Source organism: Sporomusaceae bacterium ACPt, from assembly GCA_041428575.1.
GTDB classification, from domain to species: domain Bacteria; phylum Bacillota; class Negativicutes; order Sporomusales; family Sporomusaceae; genus Sporomusa_D; species Sporomusa_D carbonis.
On the sequence record CP155570.1, the window covers coordinates 3,079,379 to 3,100,289 of the forward strand.

Sequence of the window (20,911 nt, forward strand, 5' to 3'; positions counted from 1 at the left end):
CGATAATCAATTTTTTGTCTTTAAAAAAACGTAAATTAATCACCCGTCTATCTTGCTTTCTTCTGCTGAATATGCTGGTTAATAGATTGCATTTGTGGATTCTGCTGCAAATAACGGGTAATATCATATAAATCAAATGCAGGTTTTACAGGATACAGCGCCTCATAAATATTTCGTATTAAAGTGTAGTCTTCCTCAGTATCAAGGGTTAAACGGTATTCAGGATGGCGCAGAAAATGCGGAGCTTCAACATTAGACAGATGATATCTTTCAGGGTGTTCATAAAAATATAACGAAACATGTTCACGTACAGCCGGGTCATTAACTTTCTGTTCAACTTGCCGCAAATCCTTGGTCCGGAAAACTTCTACACTAAAACCTAATGGATAGGTCCTGACCAATTGGTTGGCCGCATAATCAATATAAGGATGCTCCAGCATACGTTCGATAACCCGGTCAATCGTCTCACAGTCGATAAGCGGACAGTCGCTGGTAATCTGTACAATAAAATCGGTATCATTCGCTTCGGCTGCTTCCACGGTCCTTAGCAGAACATCTTCTTCACTGCCCCGGTAATACTTAACCTCCTGAGATTTGGCCGTTTCCACCACTATATCATCAGTGTTATTCGTAGTAGTGGCAATAACAATTTCATTTAAATATTTCGATCTTTTTAGTCTTTCTATTAACCGTACCAAAGCAGGTTCTCCCGCTAAATCCATTAACACCTTCCCTGGTAAACGGGATGATGTCATGCGTGTAGCGACAATCGCATTAAATTTCATTTAACAATACCTCCCTGATAAATCCTGCTACTCGTTCTGTTGAACGTCCATCCAACCAAATCAGGTTTTTCGGCAGGTTTATAGTTTTGCTGTCCTGCCCATTAATGCCGATATCCAGTATTAATTCTAAATCTTGATAGGAATCGATCAGTCTTGTTAAGCCAAGTTTATTCGTAACACACATATCTGCCTGCCGCAAATCAGGCTGATAACTTATTGCCGGAATCCCCATAAGCACAGCATAGAGCAACCCTATTGTGTTCATGCCGATAATCAGGTCATACTCCGGCATAATATCGGTTAAATTGCCTTGCACGGCAATATTACAATACTTCTTTTGAAAATTTATATCATCTTTAGGATGAAATTTAACATATAAGGAATAGTTGCCGTTTCCCTGCAGCGCCCGGATACAACCGTCCAACGCTTGCTGTTCAGTATAGCCTAACTCTCCGCCATACAAACTAGATAACGGCTGGGAAAGAAATAATGCCTTCCTTGTTATCCTGTCTGAGCAGCATCGATTTTTTAGGTAAGCAGCATATTTATCCAACCCGGGATGTCCTAAAACCTTAAGAATCCCGGATGGCACACCCGTCTGCACTGCCTCTTTCGCCGCCAGTTCATCCATCACGATATAGTAGTCCGGATAAACAAATCTGTCCGAATCGTCTTTAAACCGTGTCTGATAATTTGACCAATAATCTAAAATTGAAACTGTGGGTATCTGTGCTTCCTTGCAAGCAGCTATCGCCTTCAATTCCAGGTTATTGCCCCAGCTTGTTCCAGTAACCAGTCCCGACAACTTTTTTTCTTGAAGCAGCGAATGTATTGTCTGCAGTACACATGTTTCGGAAGCGCCATACAAGGGATTCAGATCTGCCGCAGGCCCCAAGCAGTAAAAATTCATTGATACTGTCTCTTGTTGCAATCTTTGTACAACAGGAAAAATAACATCATACCCACCGGGGTCATGAGCGATAAAGACTATTTTTTTCATATTCATAAAGTTCTTCTCTCGCCTGCCACACCTTGTCAACCGCTGTCAGGAAATCACTAATATCCTCCTCGCAATAAGGCACACGGCACACATCCGCAATTACAAGTTTTTCTTCGTACATTTCTTCTACAACCGGACAAATGCCTTTTTGGTAATGCTGAACAGGTTTTTCAATAAATGCAAACGGATATTGCGTTTGATTATATACTTTTTTATGCTGATACATTTTCAATAAATAAAGCGGTTTTTGATATCCCTCGCCGACCGGAAATCCTTCCGCTTTCATCGCCGCGGCAAAAGTTGAACGCTTTATTCTCCATATACTTTTTTCAAACTGAATAGGATACACATAATAAGAATGCGTATATCCTTCCGGCACGGTAACACCTTTTAACCCTGGAAAATTATGTAGTCCCTTGGTAAGTTGGTCAGCCAAAGCCCGGCGCAGCGTCAAAAAGCCGTCCAATTTCTTTAATTGCTCTATGCCAATAGCTGCATGCAGTTCAGTCATACGGTAATTTGACCCTAAAACTACCGTTTCGTCATCATTAAGGTCGTCTGCAGCCACTTCGCCGTGATTGCGAATTAGTTGGCAACGATAAGCCAGTTTTTCATTGTTTGTTAAAATAATACCGCCTTCACCGCTGTGGATGACCTTGTGGTAATTCAGGCTGAAAATTCCCAGGTCGCCAAAAGTGCCGGCCTGTTTTCCGTTAATAGTGGCGCCAGGAGCCTGCGCATTATCTTCTATTACATATAAACCATGCTTCTTGGCAAGTTTTAATATCTCCGGTAGATTACCAGGCAAGCCGAACAAATTGGTCACAATAACGGCTTTCGTCCTTGGTGTCAGCCATTTTTCGATCTCACCGGGATTTAAAGTATAAGTATCCGCGCAAATATCGACGAACACAGGTACGGCATTATTCATCAAAATAGCGCTGGCGGTAGCGGACATTGTATAGGGAGTAACCAGCACTTCATCGCCCGGACCAATTTCACAAGCAGCGACCGCCGTATGCAGCGCCGTCGTCGCTGAGTTAACCGATATACCATACTTTGCACCGAATTTATCAGCGAACATCAGCTCTATTTCTTTTACCTTCGGACCGCCTAAAAATTGTTCCCTGGCGCGACCCAAAAATGCCGAAAGAATACCAGAATCCATAACCTCGACAACCGCGTTTTTTTCCTCTTCTCCCATGGTATTAGTCCACGGAATGGCTTTTTCCCGAACAGGAGCGCCTCCCAGCAAAGCTAATTTGCTCAATATACTCCCACCCTTTCTCCGGAGCAATTATTGTTGTATGACCGCAGTAAAGCCTCTGCCACATATAAGGGATAAATACTATCATCCACTGTACATATGGGCTGTTCAAGCCCATCAAGTACCTTAACCAGATGGTTGACGGCATTACCCAAGTTCGCTTCTTTCAAAAGCCTGCTTTCATGCCGTTCTAAATGCAGACTTTTAAATCCGGAGAACAGACGATGTTCTCCTACTTGATAATAAAAAGCATCATCACCACTATTGCGTATCTCTATCTTGCCTTGTGAAAAGTAAAGATCCATTTCAAACAAATAATATTGTTCATCATCAAAAGCTTCGGCAAATCCCCCTATGTTTTTGCCTATTCGAAATGTGAAGGTAAATGAAGGGTCACTGTCATTATCGGCAGATGTTTTCACTCTTTCAACAACCTGAACCTCGTCTATTTGTCCAGCCCACCAGTGGATTAAATCAAACAAGTGCGCCCCTGTATTAAAAATCCCCCTGGTATAGCGGGCATGTACTTTTTGCAACTCACCATATCGTCCACTTATAACATGGGTTTTAACACGCTGCATCCCGCTGTTCCAGCGGCGGGAAAGATTAGGAACAAGCAGGCAATTCGCAGCTTGAAGCAGTTGCTTTAATGCAATTGCCTCATCTACTGAACTAACCAACGGTTTTTCACAAAAAATCACTTTAGGCTTTGATTTTTCCAAAATAGAATAAATAGCCGGCAAATGATGCGCAGGAGGGGTGCAAATGCTAATCACATCCACAGCATGATTTTGCAAAAGCTCATCCATACTTTGATAAAATGTTGCTTTCGGCGCTATTTGCTGTAAAGCCTTGCCTTGCTCCCGTCTTTTATCTGACGCAGCAATTAATTCAAAGCACGGATTAAGCTGATAAGCTAAGCTATGTGATGAAGGCCTTTCTCTTTTGGGGTCAAAATCATAAGTTAAGCCGATCTGCCCTAAACCAATAACAGCCGCTTTATATTGACCCATAAGTTTATACCCCCACTTTTTTTCCTGCCAGCCATTCACTATACAACAAACTTAAATTGACGCAGTCATGATACTGACCTTCGCAAAAATAAGCTTGTCTTGCCACTCCTTCTCTGCTAAATCCTGCTTTTTCAAAAGCGCGTATCGAACCGATATTTTTATCAACGGCTCCCGCAGCTAAGCGGTTTAAATTCAGCCTTTTAAAACAATGATGAGAAAGTAATGATATCGCTTCAGTGGCATAGCCTTTCCCCCAGCAGTCAGTCTCACCAATAATAATTCCTATTTCAGCAGAGCGAAACACATAGTTGATGGAATGTAAACCGATATTGCCAATATGTCTGTCCTGTTCTTTAAATACAATTGCAAAAACGACATCCGTTTTGCTTATGGCCTGATTTTCATAAAAAGCTTTCATTGACTCGTAGCTGTTAGGAAAAATACCATGCCGCATCCATTTAGTGACATTTTGGTCATTAAGCCATTGAAAGTAGTTCCCTTCGATATCTTCCTTTTCGAGTCTGCGCAAATAGATTCTATCGGAAACTAAGAAAGGATGACGCAAGACTTTCCCTCCTGTTCGGCAATTATCTGTTCTCTCTTCTTCTCCAGTATCTCTTTCGCATTGCTGTATTCGCGAATAATTAAGTCAGTACTGTTTGCGATCATAAACATCAAATTATGCTGCAAAAAGTGATTCTGCCGTACATTTTCTGCAGTTAATGTATTGCCAAGCTTTTTAACCTGCATAATGGTTTGGATGATAATTTGTTTATAGTAGCTTGCAATCGAGTCCGCTTCGAGTATTTTTCGAATGATTTTATCGCCGCGCTGCAGTTTTAGCACAATCTTTTCCAACTGGCTGTCGTCGCAGTTCTGGTAGACGGTTTTTTCCGTCCGGACCAACATCTTCAAATGTACTACTACTGCTTTTTTAATGCTTTTCAATAAATTCAAATCACGGCTAATAGTCTTGATTAGGCAGTCATATTTTGCAAGTCTATCATCGGTGCTAACATTTCTTTCAGGCAAATATTCTACCAGGCGCTTATCAATGGGTGTATGGCAGTATCTTTCAATTGCTTCTTGCAGTGTCATGAGCGTTGTACCTTTTATATAAGCGCCGCCCTGTGTAGCATTGATAACTTGCAAGTTCTTATTACTTAAAATTTGAAATTCATACCATTCTTTAAAAATTTTATAAATAATATGGGATTTAAGTAAATTACCCTCATGGTCTTCCAGATAGACGCCTGTTGAATCGCGGTCATCATTCTCCCCTTCATACTCCGTGTGCGTCAGATCGCTGTGTTTTTTCCCGCTGGTATAAGCCAAGTCCTGACCTATTAAAATAATAGGATTACAGCCAGCTTCCCTGGCAACGGCAAAGGCCACGGTGGCACAAGAATGCCCCATACTGACAAACTTAAAATTTTCAAAGATCGACATCCACATTTTTTCAAAACCTGTATCATTGCGCGACATAATTATTGTCTTGCCATCATATTCATCATATATTTGGGGCCAAATGGAACCAGGCGCCAGCAATACCAGGTCTTGGGGAAACTTTCTGCCTTTATAATAATAGGTATAAGTAGGTTCATCCCGTTCAATACTGGCGATGGCGTCAGGCTGCACGCCATGCTTTTCGCAAGCCCTCATACTGGCATCACAGGCAATGATCAAGGCTTTGCCATTAGCATTTTTTAAATACTGAATGTTTTTGTCCAAAGACGGTCCCGCAGCTACAATAATAGCCGGGATATTTTGGTATTTCCCCTTTATTTCGTCAATGGAACTGCTTTTCATGACCGCATCGGTATTGTGGCACATATTGGCAAATCCCACAAACTGATCTTCCAAATCATTGCCAAAGGATATAACCGTATTCAACAGGCTTTTTGAAATTTGCTGTAAAGCACTCTTGTTTTGACTGGCATACACGTAATAATTTGGTAAGACTAGTACGTGAATATTATGAACTAAGTTATAAAAGTTAAGTGCAGGAAGATACAGCGCCATTTTCCCGACCTGCTGTTCGTCACCAAAAAGCAACACAAACTGACCACTCTCAAAGATAGGAGAAAAATCAACATGCGTTAAAGAATATTTTAAAACATCTATGTTGTGCTCGATAATGATGACCCTAGTATCCTTAGATATTTTGTTTTTCAGTTCAAACAAATGATACCCCAGCCCAATACCGAATACCACAATCAAGCAATCCCTGGCTTCCTCAATATCACTTATCACCTTTTTCGCTTCGGCAATTGGGTCATACCGGCTGTGCAGTAAATATTTCCTGCCATCATGCCGAAAATATATGTCACTTTTTCCGGTTCCAGTTCTTTCTTCAATAACACCATCACCTATTTGTAAAAAATTTGTCTCCAGTAATTCATTCAAGATAAAAAAATTGTATTGTGCAATTGATGCAATGTTTTTTTGGAAAATATCATCAGTCATAATGTTACTCCTTCTTATTATTTTTTAGCTATCCATAAGAACTTTACGCAACCGGAAACCGGCTTAAGCCATTTTTCATGTCAAAAGCCTTCACCTTATGGTGGCAAAAGTGAAATCCTTTGAGATGGAAAATGAAAAAATCATTAGCGCTTATACTATAAAATGGCTGACCGGTTAAGATCAGCCATTTTATGAGCATTGTAACGATTCGTGAATTAACGGAGTAATTGGAGAACGCCTTGCGGCTGTTGATTAGCCTGCGCCAGCATGGCTTGAGCAGCTTGAGCAAGGATATTGTTTTTCTGGAAGTTCATCATTTCCTTGGCCATATCTACGTCACGGACGCGGGACTCGGCAGCAGTCAGGTTTTCGGAAGAAGTTCCGAGGTTATTGATAGTATGTTCCAATCTGTTTTGATATGCGCCAAGTTTGGAACGTTCGGTAGATACTCTTTCAATAGCGTTATTGATAAGCGTAATAGCGCCGGAAGCGTTAGATTGGGTAGAAATATCAAGTGCATTACCATTAGCTGCCCGGACTCCCAAGGAAGTAGAATCCATTGCGCTAATTCCTATTTCCAATTCCTGGCCGGCATTGGCGCCAATCTGTGCATGAACTGCTTTGGACGAATCAGTATTAGCTTTGGCGCCGGCTTGGACGGAAATGGTAATCGTATCACCGGATTTGATGCTTGTACCAGAAGTAACGTTAATAGTCAGAGTCATTGCTGCACCAGCGCTAAAGTTTGTAGTACTGATAACAATCTTGCCTGCAGAAATCTTAACTTTATTAGCAGCTATATTACCCAAAACAGTAGTAATAGACAGCTTACCTTGTGACAAAGCAGTTGAAATAGCAGCGCCGCTGACTACGTTAATATGAATGACATCAGTTTTGCCAGCCAGCGATACATTGGCAATAGTGCTTAATTTAACCGAACCATTAGCAAAAGTAGATTCGACAGCGCCTTTACCCGCTATCTTATCGGTTACGCCCACCAAATCGCCATTCAACAGTTTCTTGGTGTTGAACTCGGTAGTTTTGGCTATACGGTCAATTTCGCTAGTCAACTGCTTCATTTCGTCCTGCAGCGCAGTTCTGTCAGTAGCAGTATTGGTGTCGTTGGACGCTTGTACAGCCAGTTCACGCATGCGCTGTAGGATGCTGTGAGTTTCGTTCAGTGCACCTTCTGCTGTTTGAATCAGCGAAATACCATCTTGAGCATTACGACCAGCTTGGTCAAGACCACGAATCTGACCGCGCATTTTTTCGCTGATTGCCAGACCTGCAGCATCATCACCAGCACGGTTGATGCGAAGCCCTGAGGAAAGTTTTTCTAAAGATTTGCTGGTTTGAGCATTGTTGGCACTCAACTGGCGATAGGTATTGAGAGCCGCCATATTGTGGTTGATAATCATACCTTTTACTCCTCCTTGATTTTCCTACCAGGCATCCTTGCCCGGTTGTTTTTTGTCCAGCAGCTACTTTCCTATCCGGCCGGTATAGTTGTGCTAGCCACTAGATTATTCAATAATAATATCGGGAAAACAGGCTAATAACTTAAATCCATAATTTGTCGATTTTAAGTAATATAACCTCCTCTATCAATAAATCTCGATATTTCTTGAATTTTCGCCTAGTTATAAAAAAAGGTGAGATTGCTTCCCTACGTTCGCAATGACTGTGAAGGGGCTGAGAACGAGAGATAGGAGTGTATTTCGCACATGAAACAAAAAACCGGGCAACTGTGCCCGGTATCCCACTACAATGCTTTTGCTTTATGTCTAACTTTGGCGGTCCATGCGAATGCCTACGTATCCGCCTGTGCCCAGGCTGTCGTAGGCGCGCGCTACCTGTTGGCGGTGCTTGGTGTTGTTGTACAGGCGCTGCAAGGCAGCGGCGATTGTTTTATTATGCTGACTAATCGTTGTTAACAATTCCCGGCCTTCCGGAGATGCTTTAAAATCATCCTCTGGCAAGGCGTCAAGGCTGGCCTGTATTCTTTCCCGCTGGTCCATGAGCTCTAAAAATAAGTCCAAGTCTTGTTTCAGCAGCATTTTGCCCATTTCCCTGGTCAAAAAGGCATAATCCTGCCAAAGCCGGCGGGCTGACCGGGGCTGTTCTGACATAATTGCCATCACCGGGCAACCGCGCGTTGCGCCCGCGCTATTTTCATGGCCTGCGCCCAGGTATCGCGGAGCTCCTGCAACATATTTTTGGCTTCTTCAAGTTGATCCTTATCTTTTTTTATATTGGCCTGGATCAGCCGGTATTCAATATAGTCATAGAGTTTATAATAACCCTGGGATATTTCATACTGCATGTCCAAAGTGGCCATAAACTCACGTACAATTTCCTGGGCCCGCATATTGGCCTTATGGGCTTTTTCCATATTGCCCTGGTCGATAGCCTGCATACTTTCAGCGATAAACCGGATTGCCCCATTGTATAGCATCAGGGTCAGTTCCTCAGGCGAAGCCGTCATAATCTGCTGACTTTTATAGGCGCTGGCCATATTGGCAGCATTCATAAGTAGTCCTCCTTAAATTTACTTGGCCATTATGTCTCGTTAGTTGCCCAACTGTTGACTCAGCCAACTGCTTTGTTGATTGAGCTTGCTTAATGCTACTTCCATGGCGTCAAATTTTTTATAATAGGCGTCTTCCATATCATTGAGCCGGTCATTAAGAGTAGTCATTTGTTTTTCATAGTCTGTAATTAATTGGGCCAGCGTGCTCTTGGTATCATCGCTGGTGCTGGCTGAATAACCGGCTTCAGTAGTAATTTTGTCCATAGCTGTCTTCAAGGTATCGTATAACCGGACAGCTACCCCTTGTTTGCTGCTGGTATCGCCGGCAGTGGCAAACAGCTTGTTTACTATATCGGGATCCTCTTCGAGCGCTGTTTTGAGCTTGGTTTCATCAAGGTACAGCTTGCCGTTCTCGGAATAGTCGCCGGTGGTGATGCCAATAGATGAAAGGCTGGTATATTTACCGGTCAGGCCGGAAACAGGGTTGGAAATATTGCTGCGCATTGCGCTAACTGCATCCTGCAAAATGGGATCACGGCGCAGCATGCCGCTTTTGGCCTTGTCCTCCCATGCTTTAATTTCCGACTCGCTCATTTCCTTCTTCTGGTCATCAGTCAGAGGTAAATAATCCTTGTAACGTTCTTCACTGAGTTTGCCGTTAATTTTGCCTAAGATGTTGTTGTAAGCCTCGACAAAAGCTTTAACATTGGCTATGACTTTGTCATTGTCAGGCGAAACGGCAACAGTGGTGGTTCCGATATTTTTAAGGTTATAAGTAACGCCGGAAATCGTGAAGTTGTTGGTAGCCTGGGTTAAGTCAACATTGTCCAGTTTGAATTTGGCGTCTTTTCCCTGCTGGGTTGTCGTATCAAGCTTGAGATTATTTGTTAAAAAATCCATCCCAGCGGCATCGCTACCGCTAAAATCAATGGTTGCCGCAGAACCGGTATTGGTAGTTGATAAAAAAAAGCGGTCAAGAGTAGCGTCGTAGGTTGCTTTAACATTAATGCCGGCATTATTAATATCACTGACTAGCTCGTAGATGCTTTTGCTTGTATCAACAGATATCGCTTTAGATGCGGAACCATTGGTTATTTTGATGGTAAAAGTGCCGGTCAGGCCGGTAAACTGATTAGCCAGCGTATCTTTGCCGGAACCGGTGGTAATGGCGGCACTGCTGGTCAGTTTCACCCCTTCAGCCAATTGCGTAACATTAATGGTATGGCTAATATTTGCCGCATCGGCTGTGGCGGTAGCTTTAACAATGGTTTCATCAGCTGATTCCGCTTGTTTGGGTGAAACAGTGCTGCTCATCTTATAATTAAATACAGTATTGCGAAAATCGCTGACAGCGGTATACATTGTGTTATAGTCAGCCTTTTTCCACTCCAGCTGCGTTTTTTTCTGTACCAGGCTGTCATAACGTGTCCGCTGCGCTTTCATTAAGTCTTTAACCATTTGATCGACATCGATGCCTGATCCGCTCAGACCATATGTACGTATTGCCATTTGTATCCCTCCCGTGTAACGCTAAACTTTTTTATCCAGCAGAACTCCTACAAAATCTCTAATCTTTGCAATGGTATCAAGCAGTTCATGCGGCGGAAATTCTTTTAAAACTTTTTGTTCTTTCGTGTCAACCACCTGCACCATGAGCCTTTGAGTTTTTTCATGCATTGCAAACCGCAGGTCAGCATTAATAATTTGCATAAACTTATTAAGCTCATCTGTTACTTCGGAAAGTTTATCTTTGTTAATATCTTCTTCTTTGGTGTTGGCGTTAGTAGTGCTATCTTCAGGCCTGGCACCTGCTTCAGTTTTGGCCTGTTGCGCTTGGGCGCTGCCTGCCGTTCTGCCCGGAGGATAGGTTACAGCAACATCCAAAAGTTTCCCTGTAGTTATTTCCATGCTAACCACCTCAGTCTGCTAGTTCTCTATGTATAATTCTCTATGTATAATATCGATGAGAATGGCAAAATCTTTAAGAGCTTTGCAAAAAAAGTATGAGATTGCCACGCTACGATGCCGTAATGACGGAAGAAAATAATAGGACGCCGCGCGTCCTATTTAGGAGCCTTGATACCCTTTAATATGTCCATTTTAGTCAAATCGACCGGACTGGCCGACTGCCTGTTCTCAGCCACGATTGAATCATAGATTTCGCCCCGGTAAATCTTGACTTCTTTTGGGGCTTCAATGCCTAAACGCACGCTGTCGCCTTTTATATCTACCACTGTCAAAACGATATTATCCCCGATAACGATGCGTTCGCCGCTTTTACGGGTAAGAGCAAGCATGTTATTCCCCCCCCTTGGCCGGACGGTCAGCCGGCAGTCCATGCGGGAAGAGGCGGTGACGAACAGTGTATGGCGACTTTTCCAATACAATCTGTATGGCAGTACGGGTTTTCCAGTTAACGATAATGGGCGCGAGAAGGTTGGCAGTCATTTCCTCAGCCTTTTCCGGGATACGGACAATATTAAATATGCGGGGCGGATTGTCGTCAGACAGTCCGAGTTCTGCGACAAATTCCTCGTCCAACCTGAAAGTGTAATCCTTAAAGAAGGCAAAAGGCTCAACGATAACAAAAGTTAAATCAGGATCTGTTGCCGATTGGAGAAAAGCAAAGGGACTATCAGGCTGATAAGGAAGAAAAGCAAAGGCTTTTTCCTCGGAAAATCCGGGGAGCCCGTGAGGAAAACGGATAATATCGTTATCGGCAATTTCTATATTACCAAATCGTGTTGAACGGATAAGCATGGTTATCCTCCTAAAAAATTCAATATTGATTACCGAAAATGGAAAAAAATTACGGTATAATGAATATTGGGCAGAGGTACAAGCTCTGCCCAATAACCGAATACCGGAGGTGATACTGTGCGTACTTTTATTATACCCAATTTATGACAATGTAACAACATTTTTTTGCACTAAGCTGTCATATCTACGGCGCTGCCTGTTGTCCACATCTTAATGCTGGGGTATTGGGCCATGCGTATATTTACCCGGCCCGGCCGGTAGTCAAAGTCGACTGTGCCCCACTCCAGATGAGTGGTTATATGACCTTCGACAGGAGTAAACCGGGGCGGGTGGGCAGTATAGCGGATAATGGGCTTTTCCAGATGAGCCCAGGTAATTTCGGGCGCCGGAGGGTAATTGGATTCGGCGGCCATGTTGACAATAGCGTCCTCTCCTGTTTCGATGGCTGCCATACGGTCGCCTTCCTGAGCAATCCGTGCCACAGTATCAAGCGCAGTTTGCCGCCCCAGTTCGGCACAGTCGCGCAGGAATTCGCCGTGGTCTTTTAACCCGTAGGAAGCACGGAACGGGGTATTGTCAATTTCAAGTTCACCCCGCGGCTGGCGAATTTCAAGTTTTGCCGCCTGAGTTTCAATATTAAGTTTAGGCGGGGTGGTTTTTATCCCAAGAAAGGGACGCTCGGTGGTCATTTCAATTTTTGCATATTGCTGGGAAATATTAAGTCTGATCAAAGTTGTCCCCCCCCTTGGAATCAACCACCTGTTACTGTCAAAAAGGCCGAGATTGCCACGCTGCGATGCCGTAATGCCTAACCAAGCACTATTCTATTCAATGACTTACTGCTTCGAATATGGTCTCATAGGCAACGGTGCTCGCAATGACCGGAAAGAATACTGGTCCTCTATCGTCATTGCGAACGCAGTGAAGCAATCTTCCTGTTCATTCTTATCGGTGCGCCTGAAAGGCACATGGTCTATCTCGCAATGACCGGCTGGCAGCTTGTTACTTCAAAAAGTCAACAAGTGAAGGCGGCATAATGCGGGCTCCTACTGACAGAGCATTTTTATAGACGGTTTCACTGGTTTTAAAGTCGATTATGGCCTTGGGAATATCAAGGTCTTCGTTAGCAGCAACGTCACCGGTAATGATAACATTAGCATTTTCCAACTGAGTTTGAGCCAACTCATAAGAAGCCATACGGGCGCCAAGCTGAGTCTGGGCTTGCAGCAGCTTATCATGATCAGCTTCCAGATTAGCCAAACCGGTATTTAAAACAGCGTCAAGATCAGGAGTACCGGATTGCAGCTGATTTTTAATGTCAATCATATGCTGCAGCATCTCGTTATTAGGCCCGAATATATCGATGCCGGTCAGATTTACGCTGTCCTGCGCCGGCGTTGTTGTGCCAGGTTTTATTAGCATGGATATTTTATTATTGTCACCGTTATAGGTTACTGTATCACCGACTCGAACAAACGGCAGCGTCTTATCCTGCTGACCGGCAAAGAGATAACGGTCACCCATCTTAGAATTGGCAATATTTATAGCCTGGTTTATCAAGCCGTCCATTTCAGCGGCAATAGCCTGATAAGCCTCAGCAGGCTTAGTACCGTCGGCACTGATCGTCAGCTCTTTAAACCGGGTAGCGATTGAGTTCAAATCAGTTATGGCGCCGTCGGTATTTTCCATCCAGGACATGGCATCGCTAAGATGCTGGGTATATTGCTCATTCTCAATCAGGCTGGTATTAAAGCGCAAGCTGCGGATAGCTCTGACGGGGTCGTCGGAGGGCCGGTGGATCTGTTTGCCATCTGACAGTTGTTCCTGGATTTCGTTCTGGCGCTGCAGTGATTTATTTAAGCTTGTCAAAAAATTATACGTTATCATGTTATTCGTAACACGCATACTGGCTCAGTTACCTCCCCACAACGCCGGTACCGTTGATAAGTTTGTCAAGCATTTCGTCCATTGTCGTCAAAACCCTGGCGGCGGCGTTATATCCTTTTTGGAATCTGATCATATTGGTCATTTCTTCGTCCATATTGACGCCTGCTACCGACTCACGCCAATTAGTAATTTGGTTTACCAATGTGGACTGGTTGTCGGTCAGGCGTTTGGCGTTTTCCGACTGGACGCCGAGAGCGCCGATAAACGACGAATAGAAAGTATCCAGGGAAGAATTGCCGATGGTAGCCGAAGTATCGACCTTTAATCTGTTAGCCAGGTTTATGGCGTTGTCGCCGGCGGCATTGCCCTGCGGATCCTTGGGAATAGTGAAAGTATAGGTATCACCGGTAGTATTGGCGGAATTAGCGGCAATCTGAATGGTTATCCCGTTAGGCATTCCGCCCAAATAGAATTTTTGCGGCCCTGCTACCGGTGTGTAGGCCGTGGCAGCTGCGGTCCAGGTTGATCCGCCGTCTGTCGAATATTGAACACCTGTTACGACTCCGTCAGCAACGGCAGTTATTTTTACTTGATAGTCAACCGGCGGCGTAATACCGGTGTAATCCCCGCCAATGACGGCCTTGCCGCCTGCCGGCCGGCTCTGGTCAACCACCGGACTGCCCACCATGGTCTTGGCGGCAATTTTGGCTGTACCGGCAGCCGGGTCGAACAGATCATCATTAACCTTTAAATTGGCTATCCATTGATAGCTTTTCGGGCTGTCTGTCCCGAAAAGGTAGTTATAGTTGGCCGCATTGTTATAGTCGGTATAGCTGCTGTTGCCGCTAATGCCGAAAAAGTTATAGTTGGTCGAACCATCTGTGCCGAACCCGTCGCGTTGGACAGCGTTAAATTCCTGCAACAGAAACTGGCTCATGGACGCCAGTTTATTCAAATACCCCTTTGCCCCGGAGTCAACAGAATCCCGGGATTCAATGAGTCCCTTAACCTCACCGCCGGTAAAATTAATAACCACTCCGCTCGCTGAATCAACAACATCCACAACTTCATAGTTATAGTCCGGATCAAGGCGGGACTTGGTCGCAAGCTTATTGACACTGGTACCACTGACCAATAATGTATTTGAGGTCTGAATAATGTAGTTGCCGGCCTGGTCTTCATTGACCCTGATATTCATCAGGCCGGACAACTGGTCAACAAGATAATCGCGCCTGTCTCGCAGGTCGTTGGCATTATCGGTTTTACCGGTTTCTATGGAGGTAATCTGCTTGTTCAAGGACAGTATTTCCAAAGTTATCTGGTTTATTTTATCTACCTTAATTTCGATAACGCTGTTAATGTCTGCTACCATATCCCGCAGCTGGGTGTTAGCATGCTGAATGGCATCTGCCAGTTCAACGCCACGCTCCCGCAGAGCCGTACGGGCGCCATTATCAGACGCATTAGTTGATAGGGTGTTCCACGCCTTCCAAAATTCATTTAATACTGATTGGATGCCTGTCCCGCTGGAATCATTGAAAACACCTTCGATTTTTCCCAGGGTATCTTGTATTGCTTGTCCATAGCCCAGTGACGAGCTTTCTTTCCACATTTGCTGATCAATAAATGTATCCCTGGCCCTGGTAACCGACTGAACAGTTACGCCGGTACCGACCTGGAGAGTACCGTTACTGCCGTAGAGGGTTGTTGGGCTGGTAGTGGCAAGATTTACCCGTTGCCGCGAGAAGCCGTCGGTGCCGGCGTTGGCAATATTATGACCGACAGTGTCCAGTGACAATTGCTGGGCATAGAGACCCCGGACAACTGTATTTAAACCGCCGAATGTAGAACTCATATCATTTCCTCCGTTAGATGCCGCTCATAGATTACGCCCTGGTGTCCAAAATTGACCGGGTAGGACCGGTGGGTGCAGCCTGGCCTTTAGGCGCGTAGGTCGTTCCGGCGGTATTTTGACTCAGGAGATTGATACTAAAATTAATAAAGTCCAAAGATTGCTGGATGAGTTTGGTATTGAGCTCATTGAGTTCAGCCAGTTCACCGGTAACTTTAGCGAATTTTTCACCAATCAACTTTAGTTTTTCCGCTGTTTCGTTGTCGGCGCGTTCAGTAAGTACCGACAGCGCGGTTTCTCCCGGAGCTAAACCCAGCATTGCGGCAAGCTCGCTTGTAAGCGTCATGCGCAATGGTTCCAGTTTACCCGCTTCGATAATGAGGACTTCTTCCTGTTTAGTCAGCAGATCAAGTTCTTGAGGTTTGGCCGCTGCCAAAATATCGCGCTTTTGCCGGCTAAGCTTTAGAAGTGCTTGATATATTTCAAGGGTCTGGTTCAAGAGAATGATCAGTTCATCCCACATTGTCAACACTAATTAACAGCCCCCCATTTTCTAGTACAGACGCTCGTTCTTGGAATATGCAATAATCCTTTCGGCCAATTCTTTGGCGTTAACCTTGTATTCGCCGCTGGCAATCCGTTCAGACAAATCTTGTACTTTATCGTCCCGCACGTCAGGCAAACCCTTAATGGTCCGGACAATCTGGCTCAATTCCTGGGCCTGACTGGATAAAATGACTTCGTCGGGACGCTGGGACGAACCTGCGCCTTGGTTTTTGGAAATTTTTGCCGTTTTGGTTTGCTCACCGTAGACTTTGGCAATATTTTGGATGTTTTTGATATTCATGACGCGACGCACCTCACAACTCGGGAATTCTTACTATTAATATCGTCAAAAATGACGGGGTTATTAATCCCCGCCACAGACAATCAGCGATAATTACCGCCCTCTATCATGCTATATCAAACCCTTACTCAAAATATCAACGCTGTCTTTAATCCGGTTCTCTTCCATACATGCGGGAACGGATTTTCGTGAGCGGCTGCTGTTCCGGAGGCCGTTCATCCGGCTTAAGCTGGTCCAGGATATTTTTACTGCATTTTTCGCACAGACGCCCCTCATCAATAAGTGTGCCACAGCTTTCGCATGGGTAGGATATACTGTTGCCGATAATGCGGCCGCTGCGGATGAGCCGCAGTATAATTTTATGCTTAACCCCGGTTGCCTGGTGGATTTCCTCCAGTGTGGCCTTGTCAACATCTTTCAGATATTCTATTACTTTTTCCGCATCCGCTTCCTGTTTGCGGTAACAATCCGGGCAAAGCAACGCGGTATTTTCTAAATAAAGCTTACCACATTCCGGACAATTGCCGAGTCCCATAGCGCTGCCTCCTTTATCCTTGTTAACAGCTATTATATCATTATTTTCACTCAAAGTCCTAGGCCTTCAGACTCATTTCAAAAATAATAGACATTTTTTCTGTGTTCAAGCAGGATTATGACGTTTTTTGGCTAATTAACATTATTGCTTATTTTGCACGTGTTAATCTTATTTTCAAAATATCTTCCCAAAAATCTACAGAGAATGTTTGAATCTCTGAGAAAGGCAGTTTGTCGTGGATATGCTAACGCTCATGCAGGACCCGGAAGCTTATGCCGGCGATACTGAAACAGTTAACGGCATAATTGCGAATTTTATGCAGCTTATTCAACTGAAAAACGCCAAACTTTATTTACACAGCCATCAGGTAGCCAATTATGCGGTGAGTGTTGCTGCCAAAATGCGCCTGCCCCGGGAAGAAATTGAGCGTATCCGCGTGGCGGCGCTTTTACACGACGTCGGTCACATTACCGTGCCCAATCAGGTGCTGTCCAAGGTGCCGTATCTGTCTACCCGCGAAATGAGTGTCTACAAAAGTCACTGCAACGCGGGCAGCTGCATGCTGGAAAATATTCCGTCCTGCCAGGAGCTTATTCCCTATATCCGCTACCACCACGAACGGTTTGACGGCACAGGTTATCCCAAACGGTTGAAAGGCGTGAATATCCCGCTGGGAGCACGCATTATAGCGGTGGCCAACTACTATGACCGGTTTATCAACCCTTGCACCCAGAACTGGGTTAAGACCAAGGACGAAGCGGTACGTGAGCTATTAAGCTTGTCCGGCATGGCCTTTGACCCCGAAGTTGTCCGGGCCTTTATTGATGCGCTGGGGTAGCCCCGGCCGCCAGCGCCAGCCCTTTGACCGTCACCGCCCCGGCCTGCTTCAGCGCCCGGGCGCACTCATCCATGGTTATCCCGCTGGTAAAAATGTCATCCACCAGCAAAATACTTTTCCCTTGCACCAGCTCAGGGCGCGTTACGGCAAACGCGCCCTTTATGTTTTTCCGGCGCTCGTTTAAACTGAGCTCCCACTGCGGCAGTGTCGGCCTGGTCCGCTCGAGCGCTTCCAGCCAGACAAACCCCTGGCGCGCCGCCCAGGGTTTAAAAATGACGGCCGTTTGGTTGAAACCGCGTTCCTTGAACCGTTCACGGTTGAGCGGCACAGGCACGACGGCCTGTATGTCCCGGTACCGTCCACGCGCCAAGGCAACATCAAGCAGTGAGCCAAGCCGGCCGGCATGACGGGTTTGACGGCGGAATTTCATGTCGCGGATCAAATTCCGGACAGCGCCGGTATATTCGGCCGCTGCCAGGCACTCATCCAGCCAGGCAAGGTTGTGAACCGCCGGCGCCACCTGCCTGGCTTTGGCAATCCTGGCAATGCACGCCTGACACCAGCCCCGGCTGCCGGCCCATTGGCGGCAGGCCGGGCAGCGCCGGGGAAAAATCAGGGAAATGACGGCCTCAAGCCAGTCTGTCAGCATAAGTCTTCGCCCCGCAAACGCTCGGCCAGGAGCGAATAGCGCCGGCGCGTCCGGTCACTCATGACGGCCGTATTAAGCGCCGCCCGCGCGCCCAGCAGGATAACCCGCTCTTTGGCCCTGGTAACCGCAGTATACAAAAGATTGCGCTGCAGCATAATATGATGGCCTGGCGTAAGCGGCATAACAACCACCGGATACTCGCTGCCCTGGCTCTTGTGGACACTCATGGCATAGGCCAGGGTCAGCTCGTCATGCTCGCCTTTTTCGTATACGACATCGTCCTCCGGATACCGCACCAGCACTTTGCCGTCGGCAATGGCGATAATATAGCCGATATCGCCGTTAAAAACCTTTTTGCTATAGTTATTGCGGATTTGCATGACTTTATCGCCTTCCCGCAGCACCTGGTTAATGCCCTGGATAAAATCCTTGCCGTCGACCGGCGGATTGAGCGCCGCCTGGAGCAGCTTATTGAGGTTCTCAACGCCGCACGGCTGACGGTGCATGGGCGACAGCACCTGGACTTCCCGCCAGATGTCAAACCCTTCTTGCGCCAGTTCGTTTTGGCACAAGTCGACAATGGCCCGCGCCACCGCCTCACTGTCGGCAATCTCGCGGAACTGAAAATCCGGGCTGCCGCATTCAGGCATACGCCCCCGGTTGATACGGTGGGCGTTGAGGACAATCATGCTCTCCCCGGCCTGGCGGAAAACCTCGGTCAGCCGCACTACCGGAATGACACCGGAACGGATAATATCCTTGAGCACCGACCCCGGTCCGACAGCAGGCAATTGGTCAACGTCACCGACCAGCACCACCCGGCAGCCGTCCGGCACAGCCTGCAGAAAATAACTCATTAACAGCATGTCCATCATGGACGTCTCATCAACAATAACAACATCAGCGTCAAGCGGGTTATGCTCGTCCCGGGCAAACAGCGGCTCATCGTCCATTCCGCCCCCGGCCTCAAGCAACCGGTGAATGGTCATGGCCTCCCGCCCGGTGGTCTCACTCAGCCGCTTAGCCGCCCGTCCGGTCGGCGCGCCCAGAACGATTTTGAAGCCCTGCTGTTCCAGCAGGTTGAGAATGCCCCTGACGGTAGTCGTCTTACCGGTGCCCGGCCCGCCTGTCAATACCAGCACGCCGTGCGTCAGGGCCGCGGCGAGCGCCTGCCGCTGGGCGCCGGCCAGCGTGACCCGGGCTGTCATTTCCCATTCGTCGACCAGCGCCGCATGGTCTACGCCGTCAACAGGCTTAGCCTGGTCTTTAAGCTGCAAGAGGCGCTCGGCCACCAGCTTTTCTGCCCGGTACAGGTAGCGCGGATATACTAAGGTCAGGCCGTGAAAATCCTCGGAACAGAGTTTGCCCTGCCTGATTTGCTCGCTAACCACCCGGGCAATATCGGCCTGATCGACATTAAGCAGTTTGGCCGATTCTTCAGTCAGCGCCGCCTCGGGCACACAGCAATGACCGGCTTGGCCGGTTTGCAGAAGCGCAAACTGCACCCCGGCAGCCAACCGGGACGGGTGCTCACGGTCAAACCCCAGCGCCATGGCAATCTGATCGGCAATCCGGAACCCAATCCCTTTTACTTCCTCAGCCAGCCGGTAGGGATCTGCCTCCAGCACGGCAATGGAATCCGAGCCATAGCGGGCAAAAATCCGGGCGGCATAGGCCCCGGTCACACCATGCATTTCCAAAAACAGCATGACTTCTTTAAGCTCGGCCTGCTCGGCATAAGCCTGATGAATTTGTTCGGCCTTTTTGCTGCCAATCCCTTCGACCTCAGCCAGCCGGCGGGGGGATAACTCGATAATCTCCAGCGTCCTGGCGCCAAAATGCTTGACCAGACGGGCCGCCATGGCCGGGCCAATGCCTTTGACCGCCCCTGACGCCAGAAACCGTTCGATCCCCTGCTCGGTGGCAGGCGCAATCCGGCGGCAGCTTGACGCCTTAAACTGCCGCCCGTAGCGGGCATGCTCGACCCACTCGCCGGTCAGAACCACCTGTTCACCCACCAGCGGCGCGGGAAAACTGCCGGTAACAGCGACCGCGGCGCCCTCATTGCCAGGTTTCAGGCGAAATACGGTAAAACTGCCGTCACCGCTTTGAAATGTTATATTTTCAACAATACCTTCCAGTTTGTTGTCCACTGATACAACTCCTGATTTTCAGCATAAATCCAAACATAAGTTCCTGTTCTTTTATTCGCAACCGCTGCCGTAAAGTCCTGCATATTTTTTTCATGAAACTGGCAGGATTTTTACCAAAAATGTAGTACTTTTAACATGAATATTGTAATTGTTACAGTAATTTACAAATTGCGAGGCGTCTAACCGTGAAAGAACACATGTACACCTATCATTACTTTCATAACCGCGCCATTATGCGCCCCTCCCGTATCAGTAATTATGTTTTCCAGGTGGTAGTTTTATCCTCAACCGCGTATATTGCCGCAACGCTTGTTTATCTAATCCGGTAG

General features: G+C 46.5%; 22 protein-coding genes. 1 reads left to right on the plus strand and 21 read right to left on the minus strand.

Annotated features, from left to right (window positions below; genetic code table 11):
- Window positions 1-47: 47 nt before the first annotated feature.
- From SCACP_RS16045 to SCACP_RS16135, 19 genes are all read right to left on the minus strand, one after another.
- The gene (locus SCACP_RS16045; protein ID WP_425058493.1) at window positions 48-785 is read right to left on the minus strand and encodes a cytidylyltransferase domain-containing protein; all 738 of its coding nucleotides are present in this window, start codon (window positions 783-785) and stop codon (window positions 48-50) included.
- Window positions 775-1,791 carry a hypothetical protein gene (locus SCACP_RS16050; RefSeq protein WP_425058494.1) on the minus strand — a complete coding sequence of 339 codons (1,017 nt, stop codon included), beginning with the start codon at window positions 1,789-1,791 and terminating at the stop codon, window positions 775-777. The genes SCACP_RS16045 and SCACP_RS16050 overlap by 11 nt, the downstream gene beginning before the upstream one ends.
- Window positions 1,757-3,055 (minus strand): DegT/DnrJ/EryC1/StrS family aminotransferase, encoded by a 1,299-nt coding sequence (locus tag SCACP_RS16055; protein ID WP_425058495.1) that lies wholly within the window; start codon window positions 3,053-3,055, stop codon window positions 1,757-1,759. Before SCACP_RS16055 ends, SCACP_RS16050 begins: the two co-directional genes overlap by 35 nt.
- The gene (locus SCACP_RS16060; RefSeq protein ID WP_425058496.1) at window positions 3,052-4,065 is read right to left on the minus strand and encodes a Gfo/Idh/MocA family protein; all 1,014 of its coding nucleotides are present in this window, start codon (window positions 4,063-4,065) and stop codon (window positions 3,052-3,054) included. Before SCACP_RS16060 ends, SCACP_RS16055 begins: the two co-directional genes overlap by 4 nt.
- A 4-nt stretch (window positions 4,066-4,069) precedes the next feature.
- The gene (locus SCACP_RS16065; RefSeq protein ID WP_425058497.1) at window positions 4,070-4,630 is read right to left on the minus strand and encodes a GNAT family N-acetyltransferase; all 561 of its coding nucleotides are present in this window, start codon (window positions 4,628-4,630) and stop codon (window positions 4,070-4,072) included.
- Window positions 4,612-6,531, minus strand: a complete 1,920-nt coding sequence (locus SCACP_RS16070; RefSeq protein ID WP_425058498.1) for a motility associated factor glycosyltransferase family protein — start codon at window positions 6,529-6,531, stop codon at window positions 4,612-4,614. Before SCACP_RS16070 ends, SCACP_RS16065 begins: the two co-directional genes overlap by 19 nt.
- A 215-nt stretch (window positions 6,532-6,746) precedes the next feature.
- A complete protein-coding gene (locus tag SCACP_RS16075; protein WP_425058499.1) occupies window positions 6,747-7,949 on the minus strand; it encodes a flagellin in 1,203 nt (400 codons plus the stop codon).
- A gap of 366 nt (window positions 7,950-8,315) precedes the next feature.
- Complete coding sequence (locus SCACP_RS16080) at window positions 8,316-8,669, minus strand: hypothetical protein (RefSeq protein ID WP_425058500.1); 354 nt, start codon at window positions 8,667-8,669, stop codon at window positions 8,316-8,318.
- A complete protein-coding gene (gene fliS / locus SCACP_RS16085; RefSeq protein ID WP_425058501.1) occupies window positions 8,669-9,061 on the minus strand; it encodes a flagellar export chaperone FliS in 393 nt (130 codons plus the stop codon). The genes SCACP_RS16080 and fliS overlap by 1 nt, the downstream gene beginning before the upstream one ends.
- Before the next feature lie 39 nt (window positions 9,062-9,100).
- Complete coding sequence (fliD, locus tag SCACP_RS16090; protein WP_425058502.1) at window positions 9,101-10,570, minus strand: flagellar filament capping protein FliD; 1,470 nt, start codon at window positions 10,568-10,570, stop codon at window positions 9,101-9,103.
- Window positions 10,571-10,591: 21 nt separating this feature from the next.
- Window positions 10,592-10,969, minus strand: a complete 378-nt coding sequence (locus SCACP_RS16095; protein WP_425058503.1) for a flagellar protein FlaG — start codon at window positions 10,967-10,969, stop codon at window positions 10,592-10,594.
- Between the two features lie 155 nt (window positions 10,970-11,124).
- Window positions 11,125-11,358 (minus strand): carbon storage regulator CsrA, encoded by a 234-nt coding sequence (gene csrA, locus SCACP_RS16100; RefSeq protein WP_425058504.1) that lies wholly within the window; start codon window positions 11,356-11,358, stop codon window positions 11,125-11,127.
- A 1-nt stretch (window position 11,359) separates the two neighbouring features.
- Window positions 11,360-11,821 carry a flagellar assembly protein FliW gene (gene fliW / locus SCACP_RS16105; RefSeq protein WP_425058505.1) on the minus strand — a complete coding sequence of 154 codons (462 nt, stop codon included), beginning with the start codon at window positions 11,819-11,821 and terminating at the stop codon, window positions 11,360-11,362.
- A 170-nt stretch (window positions 11,822-11,991) separates the two neighbouring features.
- Window positions 11,992-12,552, minus strand: coding sequence for a DUF6470 family protein (locus SCACP_RS16110; protein WP_425058506.1), 561 nt, complete (start codon window positions 12,550-12,552; stop codon window positions 11,992-11,994).
- Window positions 12,553-12,823: 271 nt separating this feature from the next.
- Entirely contained in the window at window positions 12,824-13,726 is a 903-nt protein-coding gene (gene flgL / locus SCACP_RS16115; RefSeq protein WP_425058507.1) for a flagellar hook-associated protein FlgL, read from the minus strand.
- 10 nt (window positions 13,727-13,736) lie between these two features.
- Entirely contained in the window at window positions 13,737-15,563 is a 1,827-nt protein-coding gene (gene flgK / locus SCACP_RS16120) for a flagellar hook-associated protein FlgK (RefSeq protein WP_425058508.1), read from the minus strand.
- 31 nt (window positions 15,564-15,594) lie between these two features.
- Window positions 15,595-16,083 (minus strand): flagellar protein FlgN, encoded by a 489-nt coding sequence (locus tag SCACP_RS16125; protein ID WP_425061426.1) that lies wholly within the window; start codon window positions 16,081-16,083, stop codon window positions 15,595-15,597.
- Window positions 16,084-16,113: 30 nt separating this feature from the next.
- Window positions 16,114-16,407, minus strand: a complete 294-nt coding sequence (gene flgM / locus SCACP_RS16130) for a flagellar biosynthesis anti-sigma factor FlgM (protein WP_425058509.1) — start codon at window positions 16,405-16,407, stop codon at window positions 16,114-16,116.
- Window positions 16,408-16,555: 148 nt separating this feature from the next.
- Window positions 16,556-16,942 (minus strand): flagellar protein, encoded by a 387-nt coding sequence (locus SCACP_RS16135; protein ID WP_425058510.1) that lies wholly within the window; start codon window positions 16,940-16,942, stop codon window positions 16,556-16,558.
- 241 nt (window positions 16,943-17,183) lie between these two features.
- Here SCACP_RS16135 and SCACP_RS16140 point away from each other — a divergent pair, with 241 nt between their 5' ends.
- Window positions 17,184-17,780, plus strand: coding sequence for an HD-GYP domain-containing protein (locus tag SCACP_RS16140; protein WP_425061427.1), 597 nt, complete (start codon window positions 17,184-17,186; stop codon window positions 17,778-17,780).
- Here the strand turns inward: SCACP_RS16140 and SCACP_RS16145 are convergent.
- Together SCACP_RS16145 and SCACP_RS16150 are read right to left on the minus strand one after the other, a co-directional pair.
- Window positions 17,761-18,429, minus strand: coding sequence for a ComF family protein (locus tag SCACP_RS16145; protein ID WP_425058511.1), 669 nt, complete (start codon window positions 18,427-18,429; stop codon window positions 17,761-17,763). The two genes, SCACP_RS16140 and SCACP_RS16145, sit on opposite strands and share 20 nt — an antisense overlap.
- Entirely contained in the window at window positions 18,423-20,582 is a 2,160-nt protein-coding gene (locus SCACP_RS16150; protein ID WP_425058512.1) for an ATP-dependent RecD-like DNA helicase, read from the minus strand. Before SCACP_RS16150 ends, SCACP_RS16145 begins: the two co-directional genes overlap by 7 nt.
- Window positions 20,583-20,911 lie beyond the last annotated feature (329 nt).

Bases quoted from the DNA above. Each gene is read 5' to 3' on its own strand.
- flgM (WP_425058509.1), bottom strand. From the start codon at position 16,407: ATGAATATCAAAAACATCCAAAATATTGCCAAAGTCTACGGTGAGCAA.
- fliW (WP_425058505.1), bottom strand. From the start codon at position 11,821: ATGCTTATCCGTTCAACACGATTTGGTAATATAGAAATTGCCGATAAC.
- SCACP_RS16045 (WP_425058493.1), bottom strand. From the start codon at position 785: ATGAAATTTAATGCGATTGTCGCTACACGCATGACATCATCCCGTTTA.
- SCACP_RS16070 (WP_425058498.1), bottom strand. From the start codon at position 6,531: ATGACTGATGATATTTTCCAAAAAAACATTGCATCAATTGCACAATAC.
- fliD (WP_425058502.1), bottom strand. From the start codon at position 10,570: ATGGCAATACGTACATATGGTCTGAGCGGATCAGGCATCGATGTCGAT.
- SCACP_RS16140 (WP_425061427.1), top strand. From the start codon at position 17,184: ATGCTAACGCTCATGCAGGACCCGGAAGCTTATGCCGGCGATACTGAA.
- SCACP_RS16135 (WP_425058510.1), bottom strand. From the start codon at position 16,942: ATGGGACTCGGCAATTGTCCGGAATGTGGTAAGCTTTATTTAGAAAAT.
- flgK (WP_425058508.1), bottom strand. From the start codon at position 15,563: ATGAGTTCTACATTCGGCGGTTTAAATACAGTTGTCCGGGGTCTCTAT.
- fliS (WP_425058501.1), bottom strand. From the start codon at position 9,061: ATGAATGCTGCCAATATGGCCAGCGCCTATAAAAGTCAGCAGATTATG.
- SCACP_RS16125 (WP_425061426.1), bottom strand. From the start codon at position 16,083: ATGTGGGATGAACTGATCATTCTCTTGAACCAGACCCTTGAAATATAT.
- SCACP_RS16095 (WP_425058503.1), bottom strand. From the start codon at position 10,969: ATGGAAATAACTACAGGGAAACTTTTGGATGTTGCTGTAACCTATCCT.
- SCACP_RS16060 (WP_425058496.1), bottom strand. From the start codon at position 4,065: ATGGGTCAATATAAAGCGGCTGTTATTGGTTTAGGGCAGATCGGCTTA.
- csrA (WP_425058504.1), bottom strand. From the start codon at position 11,358: ATGCTTGCTCTTACCCGTAAAAGCGGCGAACGCATCGTTATCGGGGAT.
- SCACP_RS16080 (WP_425058500.1), bottom strand. From the start codon at position 8,669: ATGGCAATTATGTCAGAACAGCCCCGGTCAGCCCGCCGGCTTTGGCAG.
- SCACP_RS16145 (WP_425058511.1), bottom strand. From the start codon at position 18,429: ATGCTGACAGACTGGCTTGAGGCCGTCATTTCCCTGATTTTTCCCCGG.
- SCACP_RS16050 (WP_425058494.1), bottom strand. From the start codon at position 1,791: ATGAATATGAAAAAAATAGTCTTTATCGCTCATGACCCCGGTGGGTAT.
- flgL (WP_425058507.1), bottom strand. From the start codon at position 13,726: ATGCGTGTTACGAATAACATGATAACGTATAATTTTTTGACAAGCTTA.
- SCACP_RS16075 (WP_425058499.1), bottom strand. From the start codon at position 7,949: ATGATTATCAACCACAATATGGCGGCTCTCAATACCTATCGCCAGTTG.